This is a genomic window from Salinicoccus kekensis, from assembly GCF_900220995.1.
Classification (GTDB): domain Bacteria; phylum Bacillota; class Bacilli; order Staphylococcales; family Salinicoccaceae; genus Lacicoccus; species Lacicoccus kekensis.
On record NZ_OBQF01000001.1, the window covers coordinates 326528 to 341542 of the forward strand.

At 50.1% G+C, this 15015-nt stretch carries 15 protein-coding genes; 14 read left to right on the plus strand and 1 reads right to left on the minus strand.

Going from position 1 to position 15015, the window contains the following annotated elements; translation table 11 throughout:
• The first annotated feature begins 37 nt into the window (after window positions 1-37).
• The 9 genes from CRN96_RS01540 to CRN96_RS01580 all read left to right on the plus strand — a co-directional run bounded on the left by CRN96_RS01540 (window position 38) and on the right by CRN96_RS01580 (window position 9723).
• A complete protein-coding gene (locus CRN96_RS01540; protein ID WP_097038443.1) occupies window positions 38-292 on the plus strand; it encodes a hypothetical protein in 255 nt (84 codons plus the stop codon).
• 69 nt (window positions 293-361) lie between these two features.
• On the plus strand, window positions 362-598 hold the full coding sequence (locus tag CRN96_RS01545) for a DUF896 domain-containing protein (RefSeq protein WP_097038445.1): 237 nt from the start codon (window positions 362-364) through the stop codon (window positions 596-598).
• Between the two features lie 13 nt (window positions 599-611).
• Window positions 612-2597, plus strand: a complete 1986-nt coding sequence (gene tkt, locus CRN96_RS01550; RefSeq protein ID WP_097038448.1) for a transketolase — start codon at window positions 612-614, stop codon at window positions 2595-2597.
• 72 nt (window positions 2598-2669) lie between these two features.
• On the plus strand, window positions 2670-2912 hold the full coding sequence (locus CRN96_RS01555; protein ID WP_097038450.1) for a YneF family protein: 243 nt from the start codon (window positions 2670-2672) through the stop codon (window positions 2910-2912).
• Window positions 2913-3069: 157 nt separating this feature from the next.
• A complete protein-coding gene (locus CRN96_RS01560) occupies window positions 3070-4755 on the plus strand; it encodes a glutathione ABC transporter substrate-binding protein (RefSeq protein ID WP_097038452.1) in 1686 nt (561 codons plus the stop codon).
• Window positions 4756-4882: 127 nt separating this feature from the next.
• Window positions 4883-6664: an ABC transporter transmembrane domain-containing protein gene (locus tag CRN96_RS01565; RefSeq protein WP_097038454.1), complete on the plus strand. Its 1782-nt coding sequence runs from the start codon at window positions 4883-4885 to the stop codon at window positions 6662-6664.
• A complete protein-coding gene (locus tag CRN96_RS01570) occupies window positions 6657-8432 on the plus strand; it encodes an ABC transporter ATP-binding protein (protein WP_425442494.1) in 1776 nt (591 codons plus the stop codon). Before CRN96_RS01565 ends, CRN96_RS01570 begins: the two co-directional genes overlap by 8 nt.
• 87 nt (window positions 8433-8519) lie before the next feature.
• Window positions 8520-9224 (plus strand): cytochrome c biogenesis CcdA family protein, encoded by a 705-nt coding sequence (locus CRN96_RS01575; RefSeq protein WP_097038457.1) that lies wholly within the window; start codon window positions 8520-8522, stop codon window positions 9222-9224.
• 31 nt (window positions 9225-9255) lie between these two features.
• Window positions 9256-9723: a CcdC family protein gene (locus CRN96_RS01580; protein ID WP_097039646.1), complete on the plus strand. Its 468-nt coding sequence runs from the start codon at window positions 9256-9258 to the stop codon at window positions 9721-9723.
• Here the strand turns inward: CRN96_RS01580 and CRN96_RS01585 are convergent.
• Window positions 9716-10213 carry a DUF2621 family protein gene (locus CRN96_RS01585; RefSeq protein ID WP_097039648.1) on the minus strand — a complete coding sequence of 166 codons (498 nt, stop codon included), beginning with the start codon at window positions 10211-10213 and terminating at the stop codon, window positions 9716-9718. The genes CRN96_RS01580 and CRN96_RS01585 overlap by 8 nt on opposite strands.
• A gap of 90 nt (window positions 10214-10303) precedes the next feature.
• On the opposite strand from CRN96_RS01585, the gene CRN96_RS01590 reads away from it, so the two are divergent.
• From CRN96_RS01590 to CRN96_RS01610, 5 genes are read left to right on the plus strand one after another with little or no spacing between them, the layout of a single operon-like run.
• Window positions 10304-10504, plus strand: a complete 201-nt coding sequence (locus CRN96_RS01590) for a DUF1659 domain-containing protein (protein ID WP_097038459.1) — start codon at window positions 10304-10306, stop codon at window positions 10502-10504.
• 23 nt (window positions 10505-10527) lie between these two features.
• The gene (locus CRN96_RS01595; RefSeq protein WP_097038461.1) at window positions 10528-10740 is read left to right on the plus strand and encodes a DUF2922 domain-containing protein; all 213 of its coding nucleotides are present in this window, start codon (window positions 10528-10530) and stop codon (window positions 10738-10740) included.
• Window positions 10740-10871, plus strand: a complete 132-nt coding sequence (locus tag CRN96_RS01600) for a YvrJ family protein (RefSeq protein WP_092983830.1) — start codon at window positions 10740-10742, stop codon at window positions 10869-10871. The genes CRN96_RS01595 and CRN96_RS01600 overlap by 1 nt, the downstream gene beginning before the upstream one ends.
• A 47-nt stretch (window positions 10872-10918) precedes the next feature.
• The gene (locus tag CRN96_RS01605) at window positions 10919-12028 is read left to right on the plus strand and encodes a metallophosphoesterase family protein (protein WP_097038463.1); all 1110 of its coding nucleotides are present in this window, start codon (window positions 10919-10921) and stop codon (window positions 12026-12028) included.
• Window positions 12015-14999, plus strand: a complete 2985-nt coding sequence (locus tag CRN96_RS01610; RefSeq protein WP_097038465.1) for an AAA family ATPase — start codon at window positions 12015-12017, stop codon at window positions 14997-14999. Before CRN96_RS01605 ends, CRN96_RS01610 begins: the two co-directional genes overlap by 14 nt.
• Window positions 15000-15015: the final 16 nt, after the last annotated feature.

Genomic DNA, 15015 nt, shown 5'->3' on the forward strand with positions numbered 1-15015 from the left:
ATGTTAATACAAACAGATGTTCGAGGAGGAGTTCGTATTGACCAGTGAATTCAGGGGATTTGCCTTATTATTCATTACAGTGGTGATGGTGGGCACGATATACATCTTCTTCAACAGTGAAGATGAGAACGCATATTCTGATAAATTATATACAAAAGAAGTGCACAATGAAATCATGGCAGTCGAACGGGATGCGAACACTCCGGATGAAATCGACGGCCTCATGGAAGATGAAATGCTGACAGAGGGCGATCATGAAGAGGATTTGAAGTCGGTCACCATGGTCGAGTAAATATTTAAGTATGGGAATGGTCTCATACTTTTTTTTATGTTAAATTATATAAGAAAGGATTGAGGTCTAATGCTCGAAAAAAGTAAACTTGACCGTATAAATGAACTTGCGAGAAAGAAGAAGGCTGGCAACCTGACTTCAAAAGAAGCGGCGGAGCAGAAAGAACTGCGCCAGGAATATTTGAAGGCATTCCGCCAATCATTCAAATCCCAGGTTGAACATACGAAAGTGATCGATCCGGAAGGCAGCGACGTCACTCCGGAAAAGCTGAAGACGATCCAGAAAGAGAAAAATATCAGAAAATAGAGGAGATTTTAAAATGGCTTTCGATAAGACTGATCAATTAGCAATCAACAGGATCCGGACGCTTTCAATCGATGCGATTGAAAAAGCGAATTCAGGTCACCCGGGTCTGCCGATGGGCGCGGCACCGATGGCATACACACTGTGGAGCAGGCATCTGAATTTCAACCCGAATTCAATGTCATGGTTCGACCGTGACCGTTTCGTCCTGAGTGCAGGGCACGGGTCGATGCTGATATACAGCCTGCTGCACCTTGCAGGCGGACTGGAACTGGAAGAGATCAAAAACTTCAGGCAGTATGAATCCAAAACCCCGGGGCATCCGGAGTTCAAGCATACCGAAGGTGTGGAGATCACCACGGGACCCCTCGGCCAGGGCTTTGCGATGAGCGTGGGCATGGCGATGGCGGAAAAGCATCTCGCTGCCAAATACAACACCGGTGAATTTAAAGTGGTGGACCATTTCACCTATGTACTGGCGAGCGACGGCGATCTGATGGAAGGTATCTCCCATGAGGCGGCTTCCCTTGCAGGTCATTTGAACCTCGACAATCTTATCGTGCTGTACGATTCCAATGATATTTCCCTCGACGGCGATCTGGATAAGAGCTTCTCCGAAGACATCGGGAAAAGATTTGAAGCATACGGCTGGGATTACCAGCTCGTCAAAGACGGCAACGACCTGGAGGAAATCGATCAGGCGATCAGCAATGCCAAAGCTGCAGACAAACCGTCAATGATTGAAGTGAAGACGGTGATCGGCTACGGCGCACCGACCAAGTCGGGCAAGAGTGATGCACACGGCGCACCACTCGGACCGGATGAGCGCAAAGCTGCATTCGAATATTACGGCCTGGACCCTGAGGAAAGCTTCAAGGTCGAGGACGAAGTGTACAAGCGCTTCAATGAGACATTGAACAAACGCGGCAACGAGGCACAGGAAGCATGGCTCGACCTGGTTGAAGAATACAGCAAAGCCGAGCCTGAAAAAGCGGCGGAATTCAAGGCTGCAATCAATGAAGAGGTGCCGGCGGGCTACGACGAAGCACTTCCGAAATATGAAGCAGGCACCAAAAAGGCGACGCGCGGCACTTCCGGCGACATGATCCAGGAGCTGTCGAAATCCGTTCCGTCATTATTCGGCGGCGCAGCCGACCTTGCAGGAAGCAACAAGACCGCAGTGAGCGGTGAAGAGGACTTCAGCAAAGACAACTACGGCGGCAGGAACATCTGGTTCGGCGTACGCGAATTCGCAATGGCCTCTGCATTGAACGGCATGTCCGCACATGGCGGCATCAAACCTTACGGCGGCACCTTCTTCGTCTTCAGTGATTACCTGAAGCCGGCCATGCGCCTGAGCGCACTGATGAAGCTGCCGGTCACGTACGTCCTGACCCATGATTCGATTGCGGTCGGTGAAGACGGCCCGACGCATGAACCGGTTGAACAGCTGGCGGGACTGCGTGCCATCCCGAACCTGAACACGATCCGCCCTGCAGACGGCAATGAGACGAGAGCAGCATGGAAAGTGGCGATCGAGGCAACGGATGCACCGACTGCACTCGTATTGACACGGCAGGATGTGGAAGTGACCGATGCCGATTACGATACTGTTGAAGAAGGCGTGAAACGCGGCGGCTACATCATTTACGATGAGGGCGATGACGCGATCGTCTTCGCTTCCGGCAGTGAAGTGCCGCTCGCTGTGAATGCTGCAGAAAAACTGAAGGAACAGGGCGTCAAAATCAAAGTCGCCTCCATCCCGAACATGCAGGCGTTCATGAAGCAGGACCAGTCCTATAAGGACAGCGTACTGAACAAGCACATCGCCAACCGTACGGCTGTCGAGATGGCGGCAAGCTTCGGCTGGCACCAGTTCACAGGCATCGACGGCAAACTGCTGACGATCGATACGTTCGGTGCGAGTGCACCGGGCAATATCGTCGTCGAGAAATACGGCTTTACTGTAGAGCAGGTAATGAGGACCGTTTTGGAAAAATAGATTATTGAAAATCAGGTGATTTTACGATAAACTATATAATGGTTTATGTACGGGAGAAAGAGGTGAAGTCACTTGGCTACTTGGATTTGGATACTCATCGTTATTGCGGCACTTGTTGGAGGTCTGGCATTGGGATTCTTTCTTGCGAGAAAGTACATGATGGATTATTTAGAGAAAAACCCGCCGATCAATGAAGAAATGTTGCGCATGATGATGATGCAAATGGGTCAAAAACCATCACAGAAGAAAATTAATCAGATGATGAGCATGATGAATAAAAACGCAGACGCTCAAAAAGAGCGTGTCAAAAAATAACGATGGTATCATCAGCCGCCGGCTTCATTAATGAGGCCGGCGGCTTTTTTCATGCATATCACCCATTTATACAAAATATTCTAATTTATCCGAAAACTATGTTGCCATTAATTTTTTTAATGTATATAATTACTTTAAAATAAGAGGGGGATAAACCATGAATAGAGTTCACGTGTTCTTTATGCTCGTCATCATGTCTGCACTGCTCGCTGCCTGTGCAGATGATGCCGGTGTCGAAGAGGGAGCGGCTGAAGGGGATGGCGGGGGCATGGAAGATGCAGGTGCCTCAGGGGACATCACCATCGGTATGATGGATGAAATGGTCACTCTGGATCTTCACGGGTCGAACGATTCCGCCTCATCACAGGTGAGGCGGAACATTTACGAGACTTTGATATTTCAGACCGTGGATATGGAACTTGAACCGCGTCTTGCAACAGAATGGGAACAGGTGGAAGACAATGTCCTTAACCTGAAACTCCGGGAAGGCACGACTTTCCATAACGGCTCGGATTTCACCGCAGAAGACGTCAAAGCGACGCTCGACCGGGTCCGGGATGAAGCAGTCGCCTCGCAGGTTGCGTTTTTATTTGAAATGATCGAGGAAGTCGAGATCGTGGGGAATCATGAAGTGAACCTCCATACAGCATATCCTTTTGCACCGCTGCCGAGTCATCTTGCGCATACGACGGCGGGCATCATGAGCAAGGAACTGATCGATGAGGATTATCAGGCTGCACTGGATTCAGCGGGAGTCGACATGACTGCTGAAGAATATTATGAAGTCCGTGAAGCGGGTGGAACGGATTATGAAGAGGTCGCCGATCAGATTTCCGAAGATCTTGGCGGTGTCATCGGTTCCGGGACCGATGGGACCAATCATTTAAAGCTGGAGTCGCGATCAGCGGGTGAATCGGTGTCACTCAGCAGGTTCGATGGTTTCCAGGGCGGCGAACGCGATTTTGAAAACGTGACGTTCAGGGTGATCCCTGAAAACGGTGCACGAATGGCCGAACTTGAGACAGCCGGCATCGATATCGCGACAGACATCGATTCCTCGAGCATCGACAGGATCGAATCTGGTGAATCGACCGAGTTGATCGAACAGGAATCCGTGCGGATGAGCTACCTCGGGTTCAATACGCAGATGGAGCCGTTCGATGATGTGAAGGTGCGCCAGGCCATCTCCCATGCGATTGACCGGGAAGCCATCATCTCGGGCGTCTATGATGATATGGGCATCGCCGCACAAGGACCGCTTGCACCGGACGTCTGGGGTTATAACGCAGACCTTGAAGGTGCGGTATATGATATGGACCGTGCACGGGAACTGCTCGCTGAAACGGATGTGGCGGACGGTTTCAGCACGACGATCTGGGTGGACAATGATCCGCAAATCGTCGACACGGCCGTCTACATCCAGGAAAGCTTATCCGAGCTCGGCATCAATGTCACGATTGAGCAGTATGAATGGGGTGCCTACCTCGAAACGCTCGCAAACGGCGATCATGATATGTTCATACTGGGATGGACGACCGTGACTGCGGATGCGGACTACGGCCTCTATGCACTGTATCATCAGGATAACATCGGTGCACCGGGCAACCGCTCATTTTATGAGAATCAGGAACTGAGTGACCTTCTCGATGCGGGACGTTCAGAATCGGATGAGGATCTGCGTTATGACATATACCAGGACGCACAGGAGATACTGGCAGAAGAAGTGCCGACGGCATATCTGTTCCATACGAACTTTGCGATCGGCGTCAATTCGGATAATCTGAGCGGGGTGGAGCTCGATCCGACCGGAGGCGTCAGGCTGGATAACGTCTCATTCGAATAAAGATCCCGAAAAGCATGCCGCTCCGGCATGCTTTTTTTTATGTCCGTATCACTCTATAACTATTTCCAAATCCGAAATATATGGTAAAATTTTAAAGTGAGGGTTGGATACGGAGGGGGAGAAGGGAATGAAGGTTTTTAAGGATCTGGGCTGGTTCTTCAGACAGGAGAAAAGCAGCTATATATTCGGAGTGGTCATGCTGATCCTTGTGGCCCTGATGGAACTCATACCGCCGCAGATCATCGGCAGGGTCATCGACGGCATCACGATGGAGACGCTGACACCGAGGGGTCTTGCCATCTTCATCGGCATCCTGCTCGCCGCAGCGGTGCTTACATACATATTCAGGTACTATTGGCGCATACTCATATTCGGTGCAAGCAACAGGCTCGGCAGGATATTGAGGGAGAGGATGTACAACAAATTTTCATATATGAGCCCGTACTTTTATCAAGAGCGCCGCACCGGGGACCTGATGGCACATGCGACCAATGACATCCGTGCCGTCCAGATGACCGCCGGCGCCGGCATCCTGACGATCGCCGATTCCATCATCACCGGCGGCGCAGTGCTCATCACAATGGCCATCACCATCAGTCCGGAGCTCACTTTGATCGCAATGATTCCCCTGCCGTTCATGGTGGTGCTCACAAGCTATTACGGCACACTGCTCAACAGGGGATTCCGCAAGGCCCAGGCAGCATTCAGCGAATTGAATGACAAGAGCCAGGAGAGCATCGCCGGCATCAAAGTCACGAAAACATTCGGCTACGAAAAAAGTGATCAGGAAGATTTCAAGGCGCTGAGCGATGATGTGGTGGAAAAGAACCTGAAGGTGTCGAAAGTGGATGCGTTGTTCGACCCGACGATCATGCTCGTCATCGGGGCGAGCTATTTCCTCTCAATCATCTTCGGGGCACAGATGGTGCTCTCGGATGAAATCACACTCGGCCAGCTGATCACTTTCACGACCTACCTCGGGATGATGGTTTGGCCGCTCCTTGCGCTCGGCTGGTTCTTCAACCTCGTCCAGCGGGGCCGTGCTTCATATGAAAGAATAGAAGAGATCATGCAGACTGAAAATGATATCGGGCAGGAATATATGATTGAAGATGCGCCGGACGGTGACATCGAATTCAACATCGGTGCTTTCAACTTCCCGGGCAATGGGGAAACTGCACTGAGGGACGTCAGTTTCGAGATCAACAAAGGATACACGGTCGGCATCGTCGGGCGGACCGGTTCGGGGAAGAGTGCATTGATCCGGTTGCTGCTGCGTGAGTTCGACACGAACAACCCGGAAGACATCACTTACGGCGGTGCGGCTTTAAGGGATTACAACATCGGCAACCTCAGGGCACAGTTCGGGTATGTCCCGCAGGACCATTTCCTGTTTTCAACGACGATCAGGGATAATATCGCTTTTGCCGATCCGGACCTGGATGATGAAGTGATCCATGAAGCGGCACGCCTTGCGAACATCCATGAAGATATACTCGGCTTCCCGGACGGGTATGATACGGTCGTCGGTGAAAGGGGCGTCTCATTGTCCGGCGGCCAGAAACAGCGCATATCCATCGCAAGGGCGCTGATCACTGATCCGGAAGTGCTGATACTTGATGACTCGCTGTCGGCGGTGGATGCCCAGACGGAGGTCACGATCCTTGAAAACATTTCAAGGGTGCGGCACGGCAAGACGAACATCATCACCGCCCATAGGATGAGTGCGGTATCAAAAGCGGATCAGATCATCGTCATGGACAGGGGGACGATTGTCGAACGCGGCACCCATAATGAACTCCTCGCCCGGGGTGGATGGTATCACGATACTTACAGCCAGCAGGCACTCAGACAAAGTCTTACGGAGGAGCTGGATGATCTTGTGAAGGGGGATGAAGGGGATGAATGACATCAATGAGACAGTCCATCTGACTGCGAGGGATCAGCTCAAGGTCCTGATGCGCCTGATTTCCTACACCTATCCTTTTAAATGGACCATCATCCTGGCCTTCGTCATGCTGATATTTTCCACCGTTGCCGGGATGATCATCCCTTATCTTGTGATGGTCTTCATCGATGATTATTTGACGCCGGCGGTGTTCCCGGAAGATGAGATCACGATGCTCATTGTGATTTTCCTTACCGTACAGATCATCGGTGCAGTGACGACATATATGAACATCTACCTGTTCCAGTATCTCGCTTTCAAAGTCATACAGCAGCTCAGGATTGATGCATTCAATAAAATCGGCCGCCTCGGCATGAGATATTTCGATAAAGTATCCGGCGGTGGCATCGTCTCCAGACTGACCAATGATACGGAGGCGATCGTCGAGATGTTCATCGGGGTGTTCGCGACTTTCCTGATGGCATTCTTCATGATGGCTTCCAGTTACGTGATGATGTTCGTGCTCGATGTGAGGCTCGCCTTCATCGCACTCATATTCATGCCGCTGATACTGTTGATCATGCTCATCTACCGTAAATATTCGGCTGTGTTCTTCTCTTATACGCGGCAGCTGCTGGCGGATTTGAACGCGAAGCTCGCAGAATCGATCGAGGGGATGAAGATCATCCAGGTCTTCAACCAGCAGGACCGCCTTCAGGGTGAGTTCAACCGGATCAATGCCGAGCATTATGAATATACGATGAAGACCGTGCGCCTGGACGGCCTGCTGCTCCGGCCCGCGATCAGCATGATCCAGATCCTCGCCATCGCGGTCATTCTCGGTTACTTCGGCCTGCTCAGCTTCGAGTCTTCAATCACCGCCGGGCTGATATTTGCATTCATCCAGTATATGGAACGGTTTTTTGAGCCGATCAACCAGGTCAGCCAGAACTTGAGCATTTTCCAGCAGGCGCTCGTGTCAGCGAGCCGTGTTTTCAGGCTGATTGATGAAGATATACTCGAACCTGAACAGGCACCCCGGGCGGAATACGGAATCACAGACGGGCGCATCGATTTTGAAAATGTCACATTCAGTTATGACGGCAGGACCGATGTGCTGAAAAACATCAGTTTCACCGCCATGCCCGGTGAGACCGTGGCGCTCGTGGGCCACACAGGCTCGGGGAAGAGTTCCATCATCAACCTGTTCATGAGGTTTTATGAATTCGATGAAGGGCGCATCCTGATCGACGGGCACTCCATCAAAACACTGCCGAAGCAGGAACTGAAGAACAACATCGGCCTTGTGCTTCAGGATCCGTTCCTCTTCTACGGGACGATCGAGTCAAATATCAGGCTGTACCACCCCACGATGACATTCGAAGCGGTGCAGGCAGCCGCAGAGTTTGTCGGTGCAGACCAGTTTATAAAAGCACTGCCGGATGGATACAGCCACAAAGTCCTTGAGAAGGGCAGCACCTTATCCAGCGGGGAACGGCAGCTGATCGCTTTTGCAAGGACGATGGCGGTGGATCCGAAAATACTCATCCTCGATGAGGCGACGGCAAACATCGATTCCGAGACTGAGGAAGAGATACAGAAGTCCCTTAATGTGATGAGGAAGGGCAGGACGACACTTGCGATCGCCCACAGGCTTTCAACCATCCAGGATGCCGACCAGATTCTCGTTTTGAACAAGGGGGAGATCGTGGAACGCGGTACGCATGATGAACTGATCAGCCGAAAGGGCATCTATCATAAGATGTATCTGCTCCAGAACGGGCAGTGAAATCTTCAAATGTCATAATTTATTCTAAATAAAAACCGCCCATCCGATTGCATGTCTGATAGAATACAATTGAATGGGGGGATATTTATGGGTAGTGAAGTCACTTTTTTACTGGCATTTGGAGCAGGTGTGCTCAGCTTTGTCTCGCCATGCGTGCTGCCGGTGTTCCCGGCCTTCGTTTCCTACATAACGGGGATGAGTTACAACGAAGTTGAAAATCAGAAATTTAATGCACGTGCAATCTTCCATACATTATTTTTCCTTATAGGATTCAGTTTGATATATATTGCACTTGGATTCGGAACGTCCTTCTTCGGAGGTATATTCATCGAATACGGAAATCTCATCAGACAGATCGGTGCGATACTGATCATCGTGTTCGGACTCGTCATCACCGGGGTTTTGAGATTCGATTTCCTGATGAAAGACAGGAAAGTCAACTTCAAGAACAGGCCTGCAGGGTTCCTCGGGTCCATTTTGATCGGCATGGCTTTTGCGGCAGGCTGGACGCCGTGCAACGGGCCGATCATCGGAGCGATCTTCGCAATGAGCGCAACGGAACCGAATAATGCGCTGATGCTGATGGTCATCTACTGCTTAGGTTTCGGTGTACCGTTTTTTGTCCTCAGTTTCTTCGTTTCAAAAACACGCTGGATGCTCAAATATTCCAACGCCATCATGAAAGGCGGCGGAATCGTCATGATACTCATGGGCATACTGCTGTATTTTGACGGACTGACTCAGATTATAATTTGGTTACAGCCATTATTTGGTGATTTCCAAGGATTTTAAGGGTGGTCGAATGTTGGATTTAGATTGGGAAATGTTGCTGTTCACACTCGCTTCAATCATGGCGGTGTTCATGGGCATCGGGGTGATTTTCGTGCGCCAGAGGGCATCGGCACGTCCGCTCAGCCTTAAAAAGATCGTGATTCCGCCGGTGATGATGTCGACGGGCGCCCTGATGTATGTCTTTCCGTACTTCAGGCTGTCCGGGGTCGAGATTTTGGAAGCACTCATAATCGGCCTGGCATTTTCCCTGCTGCTTGTCTTTACGACACGCTATGAGGAAAAGGACGATGAATTATATGTAAAACCGTCAAAATGGTTCATCGGCATATTGTTCGGGTTATTGATCTTAAGGCTGGGGCTGAAATCCATCCTGTCTTTGTCCATTTCACCCGGAGAGATCGGCGGGATGTTCTTCCTGCTCGCATTCATAATGATTGTGGTATGGAGATTGTCCATGCTGGTAAAATACAGGAATTTTAAAAAGCAGCAGGCTATTTAGCCAGCTGCTTTACTTTTTCCGTCTGTTCAAATATGGAGAACTTCTCTTTTTCATCATCCGCATATTGGAACAGCTCCTCATAAGGGGTGTAGTCTATACCCAGCTGATCCAGTTTTTTCTTCATGAATCTGTGGTCCTTCTTGGGCGTTGCTATGATGTAGCCTTTCATGATCTGATCGAGCTTTATCTCTTCCACGCCTTCATCCAGCGCAATCTTTGATATCCTGCCGGCGATCCTCTCTTTTGCCACCTGCCTGAACAGCTCGGGCACCGGGCTCACCAGTTCATTCAAAAGTGCTTTAGTGTCATCGTTCCAAAGCGGCAGTGCCGTCCGGATATAATAGTCCTGCCAGTCAAGTTCACTGTACCCGTCTTCTTTCGGCATCCTTCTCAAAAACTTCCTGAACATGAAAAATCCGCCTGTGAAAAACAAGCCGACCATTATGATCATCCACAGGGTAATTCCCCACATGAACAACGTATCAGTCATACCCTTCACCTCATCATCATTATATTCGTAAAAATGAAATATGTCCATATGCTGATTTGTGACGATATATAGGACGAGGAGGTGAAGCACATGCATAAGAGTACAAGCGCAAGGTTCTATTATTTGACGACGGATTCAGCAGGCAAGGAGATCCTGCGTTACCGCACGGTACCGAACATCGATATCCAGGCGGGGAATGACGCGATCAACCAGCTCAAGGATGTTTATGAAGCATTGACCAACGATGTATACGCCATTGTCGAGAAGGAAGAGACTTACGTGATCGGTTAATCAAATGAAGAGGGGCAATTAAAATGGAGAAAAGACTCGTTGTTGTATTCAATACAGATGCCAACAGACGCTTCACGATGAATTTCCGCAACCCGGACGAATCACTTACAGAAGCAGAACTGCTTGAGGCTGCAAATAACCTCATCGCATCCGATGCACTCGACCCGATGCAGGGGAAACCGGTCAATGTCGAGTCGGCGAAAGTCGTCAGCACTGAAACCCAAGTCATCATCTGATGGACTGGATCCCCTTTGTGAGCGATGTCGGTTTCCCGGTAGTGATTACATTTTTCCTGCTCCACAGAATGGAAAGGAAACTGGATGATCTGATCATCACTATCCGACAGCTCCAAAATATTACGCCCTGATTTTTATCAGGGCGTTTTTTTAGTATAATTGATTTGAGGTGTTATTTATGAAAATTTTACATACCGCCGATTGGCATATCGGCAAGAAACTGAACGGCAGGGATCTCCTGGAAGATCAGAAATTCGTGTTGGAACAGCTCATCGGGCATATTGAAACGTTGAAACCCGACATCATCGTGATCGCAGGGGACATCTATGACCGCAGCAACCCGCCGCGGGAAGCGCTGAACCTGGTCAACCATTATCTGCACAAGATGAATGTCGAAATGGGGCTTCCGGTCCTGATAAACAGCGGCAACCATGATTCGAGGGCGCTGCTCGACTACGGCTCTGAATGGTTCAAGGCGACGGATCTGCATATACATACATCACTCGAGGAGGTGTTCACGCCCGTCACCATCGGTGATATCAATTTTTATCTGGTGCCGCACATCGATGTCCTCGAGGCACGCCACCATTTCGACGAAAGCGGACTGCGCACACATCATGATGTCTATGAATACATCACGGAGCGGATGAAGCCCGATACTGAGGAGCAGAATATTCTGATCGGCCATCTCTTCATCCAGGACGGTGCACAGAGCGATTCCGAACGGGCACTGTCCATCGGAATGTCGGAGGAAGTGGACAGCACCATATTCAATGATTTCGATTACGTACTGCTCGGCCATCTGCATCACCCTTTTGCGATCAATCATGAGAAGATCTTTTACAGCGGCTCCTTATTGAAGTACTCCTTCAATGAAGTCCATCAGCCGAAAGGATTCAGGTGGCTGGATACGGACGCAGGGACCGTCAAGTTCATACCGCTCTCACCGATGCATGACATCGTCGAGTTCGAAGGCGATTTCGACGACTTAATCAATGAAAGGGTGGATTTTGACGATAAGGATGCATACTTCAAATTCACTTTGAGCAATTTAAGCCATGTAAAGGAGCCGATGTCGAAGATCAAGATGATCTATCCGAACACCCTTGAACTCAAGGTGAAGACGGACGACCATGATTTCAATATGACCACAATCGATATGAAAGAGACGAGTGACTATGATATCTACGCTTCATTCATAGAGGAGATCGCCAAGCGGCCGCCGACTGAAACGGAGACGGAGATTTTTGAAGAATATTTTGGAGGTGGCCATAATGAAGCCCATTAAACTGGAAATGGAATATTTCGGTCCCTTCAAAAGGGAAGCGATCGATTTCGGCAGTGTCGAAGGACAGATGTTTCTGATCAGCGGGAAAACGGGTTCCGGCAAGACGATGATCTTCGACGCCATCACGTTCGCATTGTATGGCCAGACCTCCACGTCTGACCGTGATGAGGATTCGGTCAGAAGCCAGTTTGCGACGGATGACGATTTATCGAAAGTCAGCCTGGAATTCAAAATTGGGGAGAAGTCCTACAGGGTGGAGCGTGAACTCAGCTTCAGCAAAGCGGGAAGGAAGTCCAAAGTCCCTTCCAAAGCGGCGCTGTATGCAGAAGACGGCGGCGTGATCGAGAGCTCCGTGACCGGTGTGACGTCGAAAGTCATCGAAATCATCCAGCTGACGGCGGAGCAGTTCAGGCAGATACTGATCCTGCCACAGGGGGAGTTCAAAAGGCTGCTTGTCTCAACCAGCGAAGAAAAGCAGAAAATTTTAAGGACTTTATTCCGTACGGAGCGGTTTGTGCACTTTGAATTGAAGCTGCGGGAACTTGAGAAGAGCGTGCAGACCGAAATGCACCAGCTCGAGGCGAAAATCTCTGAACAGCTGAGCACCCTGCCGGAAAATGAGGACCATCCGAGTTTCCATCAGAGGCTGTCCTCACTGGAGAAAAGGATTAAAGATACACGCCTTGAATCCGCACGGATGGCTGAGGGCATAGAGAAGGCGCGGACAGAGCGGGATGCGCTGCAGGAGACATTGAATAAAAAGACTGCACATAATGAAAAAGTGGAAAAACTGCAGCAATTGACCGAGCAGCGGGCCAATCTTGAAAGCCGCGCGAGGGACATCCGGATGCTCGAAGAAGAGATCAATGATCATAAAAAGGTGGGGACCATCAGTTTTGAGCTCAGGCGCGAGCAGGAGCTCGAACATCAGATCGCCGAATCGGAAAAAAGGCTTGAAAATCTCAACCGGGACTATGATCGAATACAAAATGACCACTCGGTGCTTCAGGAGGAGCTGGCGGCCCTTCAAAGCAGGGAAGAAGCAATCCTTGAGGGCGAACGTTTCATCACACGCAATGAACGCTTCCTGAATGAACGGTTTGAAATGCTTCCTGCTGAGCTCTCCCGGTTGAAGGACGAACTGGACGCACTCGGGAAATCCAGGGTCCTGCTGAACGAAGAATATCAGGCGTTCAAGACGGAGCTTGAACGCCTGACCGTCTCGAATGATGTGATCGAACAGCTCACTTCAAGGAAACATGCACTGGAACTCAAGCAGCAGGAAATGAAAAGCTTGATTGCTCAGGAAGAGAAGTACACCGGTTATGATAAGGAAATCGAGGCCCTCGAAGAGAAGCTGCGTGTCAACGGTGAAAAGCATGCAGGATGCATAAGTGATCTTGATGAGATGAAAGCTTCGGTGCAGACCAAATTCAGGGCGGAAGACCGTGAGCACATCGAACATCTCGCGAGCCACCTTGAAGTCGGCGGCATGTGTCCGGTGTGCCAGAAGACGGTCGAGGAGATGCCCGGGGCGCCATATTATATGAGCGGGGTTGAAGAGCAGCGGATAAGCTCGCTGAATTCCCGCATTGAATCATTGAAGGCGGAAGAAGCCACACTCCAGCAGGAACAACAGTTGTACAAAGCACTGCTGAAAGATGCAGAGCGCAGGTCCCTTCAGGAGCTCGCGGAAGAACTGGCGTCACTTGAAGATGAAGCGGGCCGCGTGGCAAAAGAGCTTGGGCATGCAAGGGCGGAGCGCGAACGGAAAGAAGCACTCCAAAGGGAGATGACGGAAAAATCCAATTCACTCCACGAAGTGAATATGAAAATGGAGAAAAACGATCACAGGCGCACTCAGTTCGAGCAACACCTCAATGAGTTCAAAGAAGAGACCGGGTTTTCGGAGTACAGTGATTTTAAACACCATATGGCAAAAATCAAAAGAGAAGTGGAGGCATACAGGCAGCACAGGAAATCACTGGAGGAGCGCCGTGATGCTTTGAATCATGAGTTTACAAGGATTTCACAGTCCATCAGGGGCTTTAATGAGGCGGTGATGAGTGACAAGGAGAAAGTCAGGGAGATGACTGCGGTGGTGGACGGCTTCTTGAACGAGGAACCGTTCATCGACAGGGCCGAGCTGCATGAAATACTCGGCAGACGAGATATGGACATAAAAGAGCAGGAAGTCCAGGCATTCCATCGTGAAAAGTCATCGACCGACATGCAGATTGAAGCAGTCAAAAAGGAGCTGGATCACGAAGAAATGTATGATCTCAATGAAGACCGGTCGCTGATTGAGCATGCCGGTGCTGAGGTGGAGCGGCTGCAGAGGGGACTTGCCGTGCTGCACAATGATATCAAGCAGTTCCAGCGCGTATTCGACACGGTGTCTGCATATATCGGCGATTACGAGAAGAAGAAGGCGCGTCATCATGCGGTCCACGAGCTCGTGCAGAAAGTCGCGGGCAACAACCACAGTAAAATCTCACTGGAACGCTACGTCCTCACTTATTTCCTCGAGAAGATACTGAACATCGCCAACAAAAGGCTTTTGGAAATGACGCATCACAGGTATGCCCTGATCCGCAGCACCTCCCAGTCACGGCGCAAAACCGGGCTCGATATCGAAGTGTTCGATTACTACAATAATTCATCGAGGCACATCTCTTCATTATCCGGCGGTGAAGCATTCCAGGCCTCGCTGTCACTTGCGCTCGCACTCAGTGAAGCGGTGCAGCAGGAAGCGGGCGGCATCAATCTCGATACGATGTTTATCGATGAAGGTTTTGGTACACTGGATAAAGAGACTCTGGAAATTGCGATTTCAACGCTTGTCGATCTGCAATCGGGCGGGAAGACGATCGGCATCATATCCCATGTCACCGAATTGAAGGAAAGGCTGCACCACATTCTGGAAGTCAAATCGGAAGATGAAATAAGCACAGCCACATTCAATCTGTAGTGCCTTATTTCTGATT

What these genes read in the sequence shown, in the direction of transcription:
- CRN96_RS01580 (WP_097039646.1), top strand. Translation starts at nt 9,256, where the DNA reads ATGTTGCTGTTCACACTCGCTTCAATCATGGCGGTGTTCATGGGCATC.
- CRN96_RS01570 (WP_425442494.1), top strand. Translation starts at nt 6,657, where the DNA reads ATGAATGACATCAATGAGACAGTCCATCTGACTGCGAGGGATCAGCTC.
- CRN96_RS01610 (WP_097038465.1), top strand. Translation starts at nt 12,015, where the DNA reads ATGAAGCCCATTAAACTGGAAATGGAATATTTCGGTCCCTTCAAAAGG.
- CRN96_RS01585 (WP_097039648.1), bottom strand. Translation starts at nt 10,213, where the DNA reads ATGACTGATACGTTGTTCATGTGGGGAATTACCCTGTGGATGATCATA.
- CRN96_RS01560 (WP_097038452.1), top strand. Translation starts at nt 3,070, where the DNA reads ATGAATAGAGTTCACGTGTTCTTTATGCTCGTCATCATGTCTGCACTG.
- tkt (WP_097038448.1), top strand. Translation starts at nt 612, where the DNA reads ATGGCTTTCGATAAGACTGATCAATTAGCAATCAACAGGATCCGGACG.
- CRN96_RS01600 (WP_092983830.1), top strand. Translation starts at nt 10,740, where the DNA reads ATGGACTGGATCCCCTTTGTGAGCGATGTCGGTTTCCCGGTAGTGATT.
- CRN96_RS01595 (WP_097038461.1), top strand. Translation starts at nt 10,528, where the DNA reads ATGGAGAAAAGACTCGTTGTTGTATTCAATACAGATGCCAACAGACGC.
- CRN96_RS01590 (WP_097038459.1), top strand. Translation starts at nt 10,304, where the DNA reads ATGCATAAGAGTACAAGCGCAAGGTTCTATTATTTGACGACGGATTCA.
- CRN96_RS01605 (WP_097038463.1), top strand. Translation starts at nt 10,919, where the DNA reads ATGAAAATTTTACATACCGCCGATTGGCATATCGGCAAGAAACTGAAC.
- CRN96_RS01565 (WP_097038454.1), top strand. Translation starts at nt 4,883, where the DNA reads ATGAAGGTTTTTAAGGATCTGGGCTGGTTCTTCAGACAGGAGAAAAGC.
- CRN96_RS01575 (WP_097038457.1), top strand. Translation starts at nt 8,520, where the DNA reads ATGGGTAGTGAAGTCACTTTTTTACTGGCATTTGGAGCAGGTGTGCTC.
- CRN96_RS01545 (WP_097038445.1), top strand. Translation starts at nt 362, where the DNA reads ATGCTCGAAAAAAGTAAACTTGACCGTATAAATGAACTTGCGAGAAAG.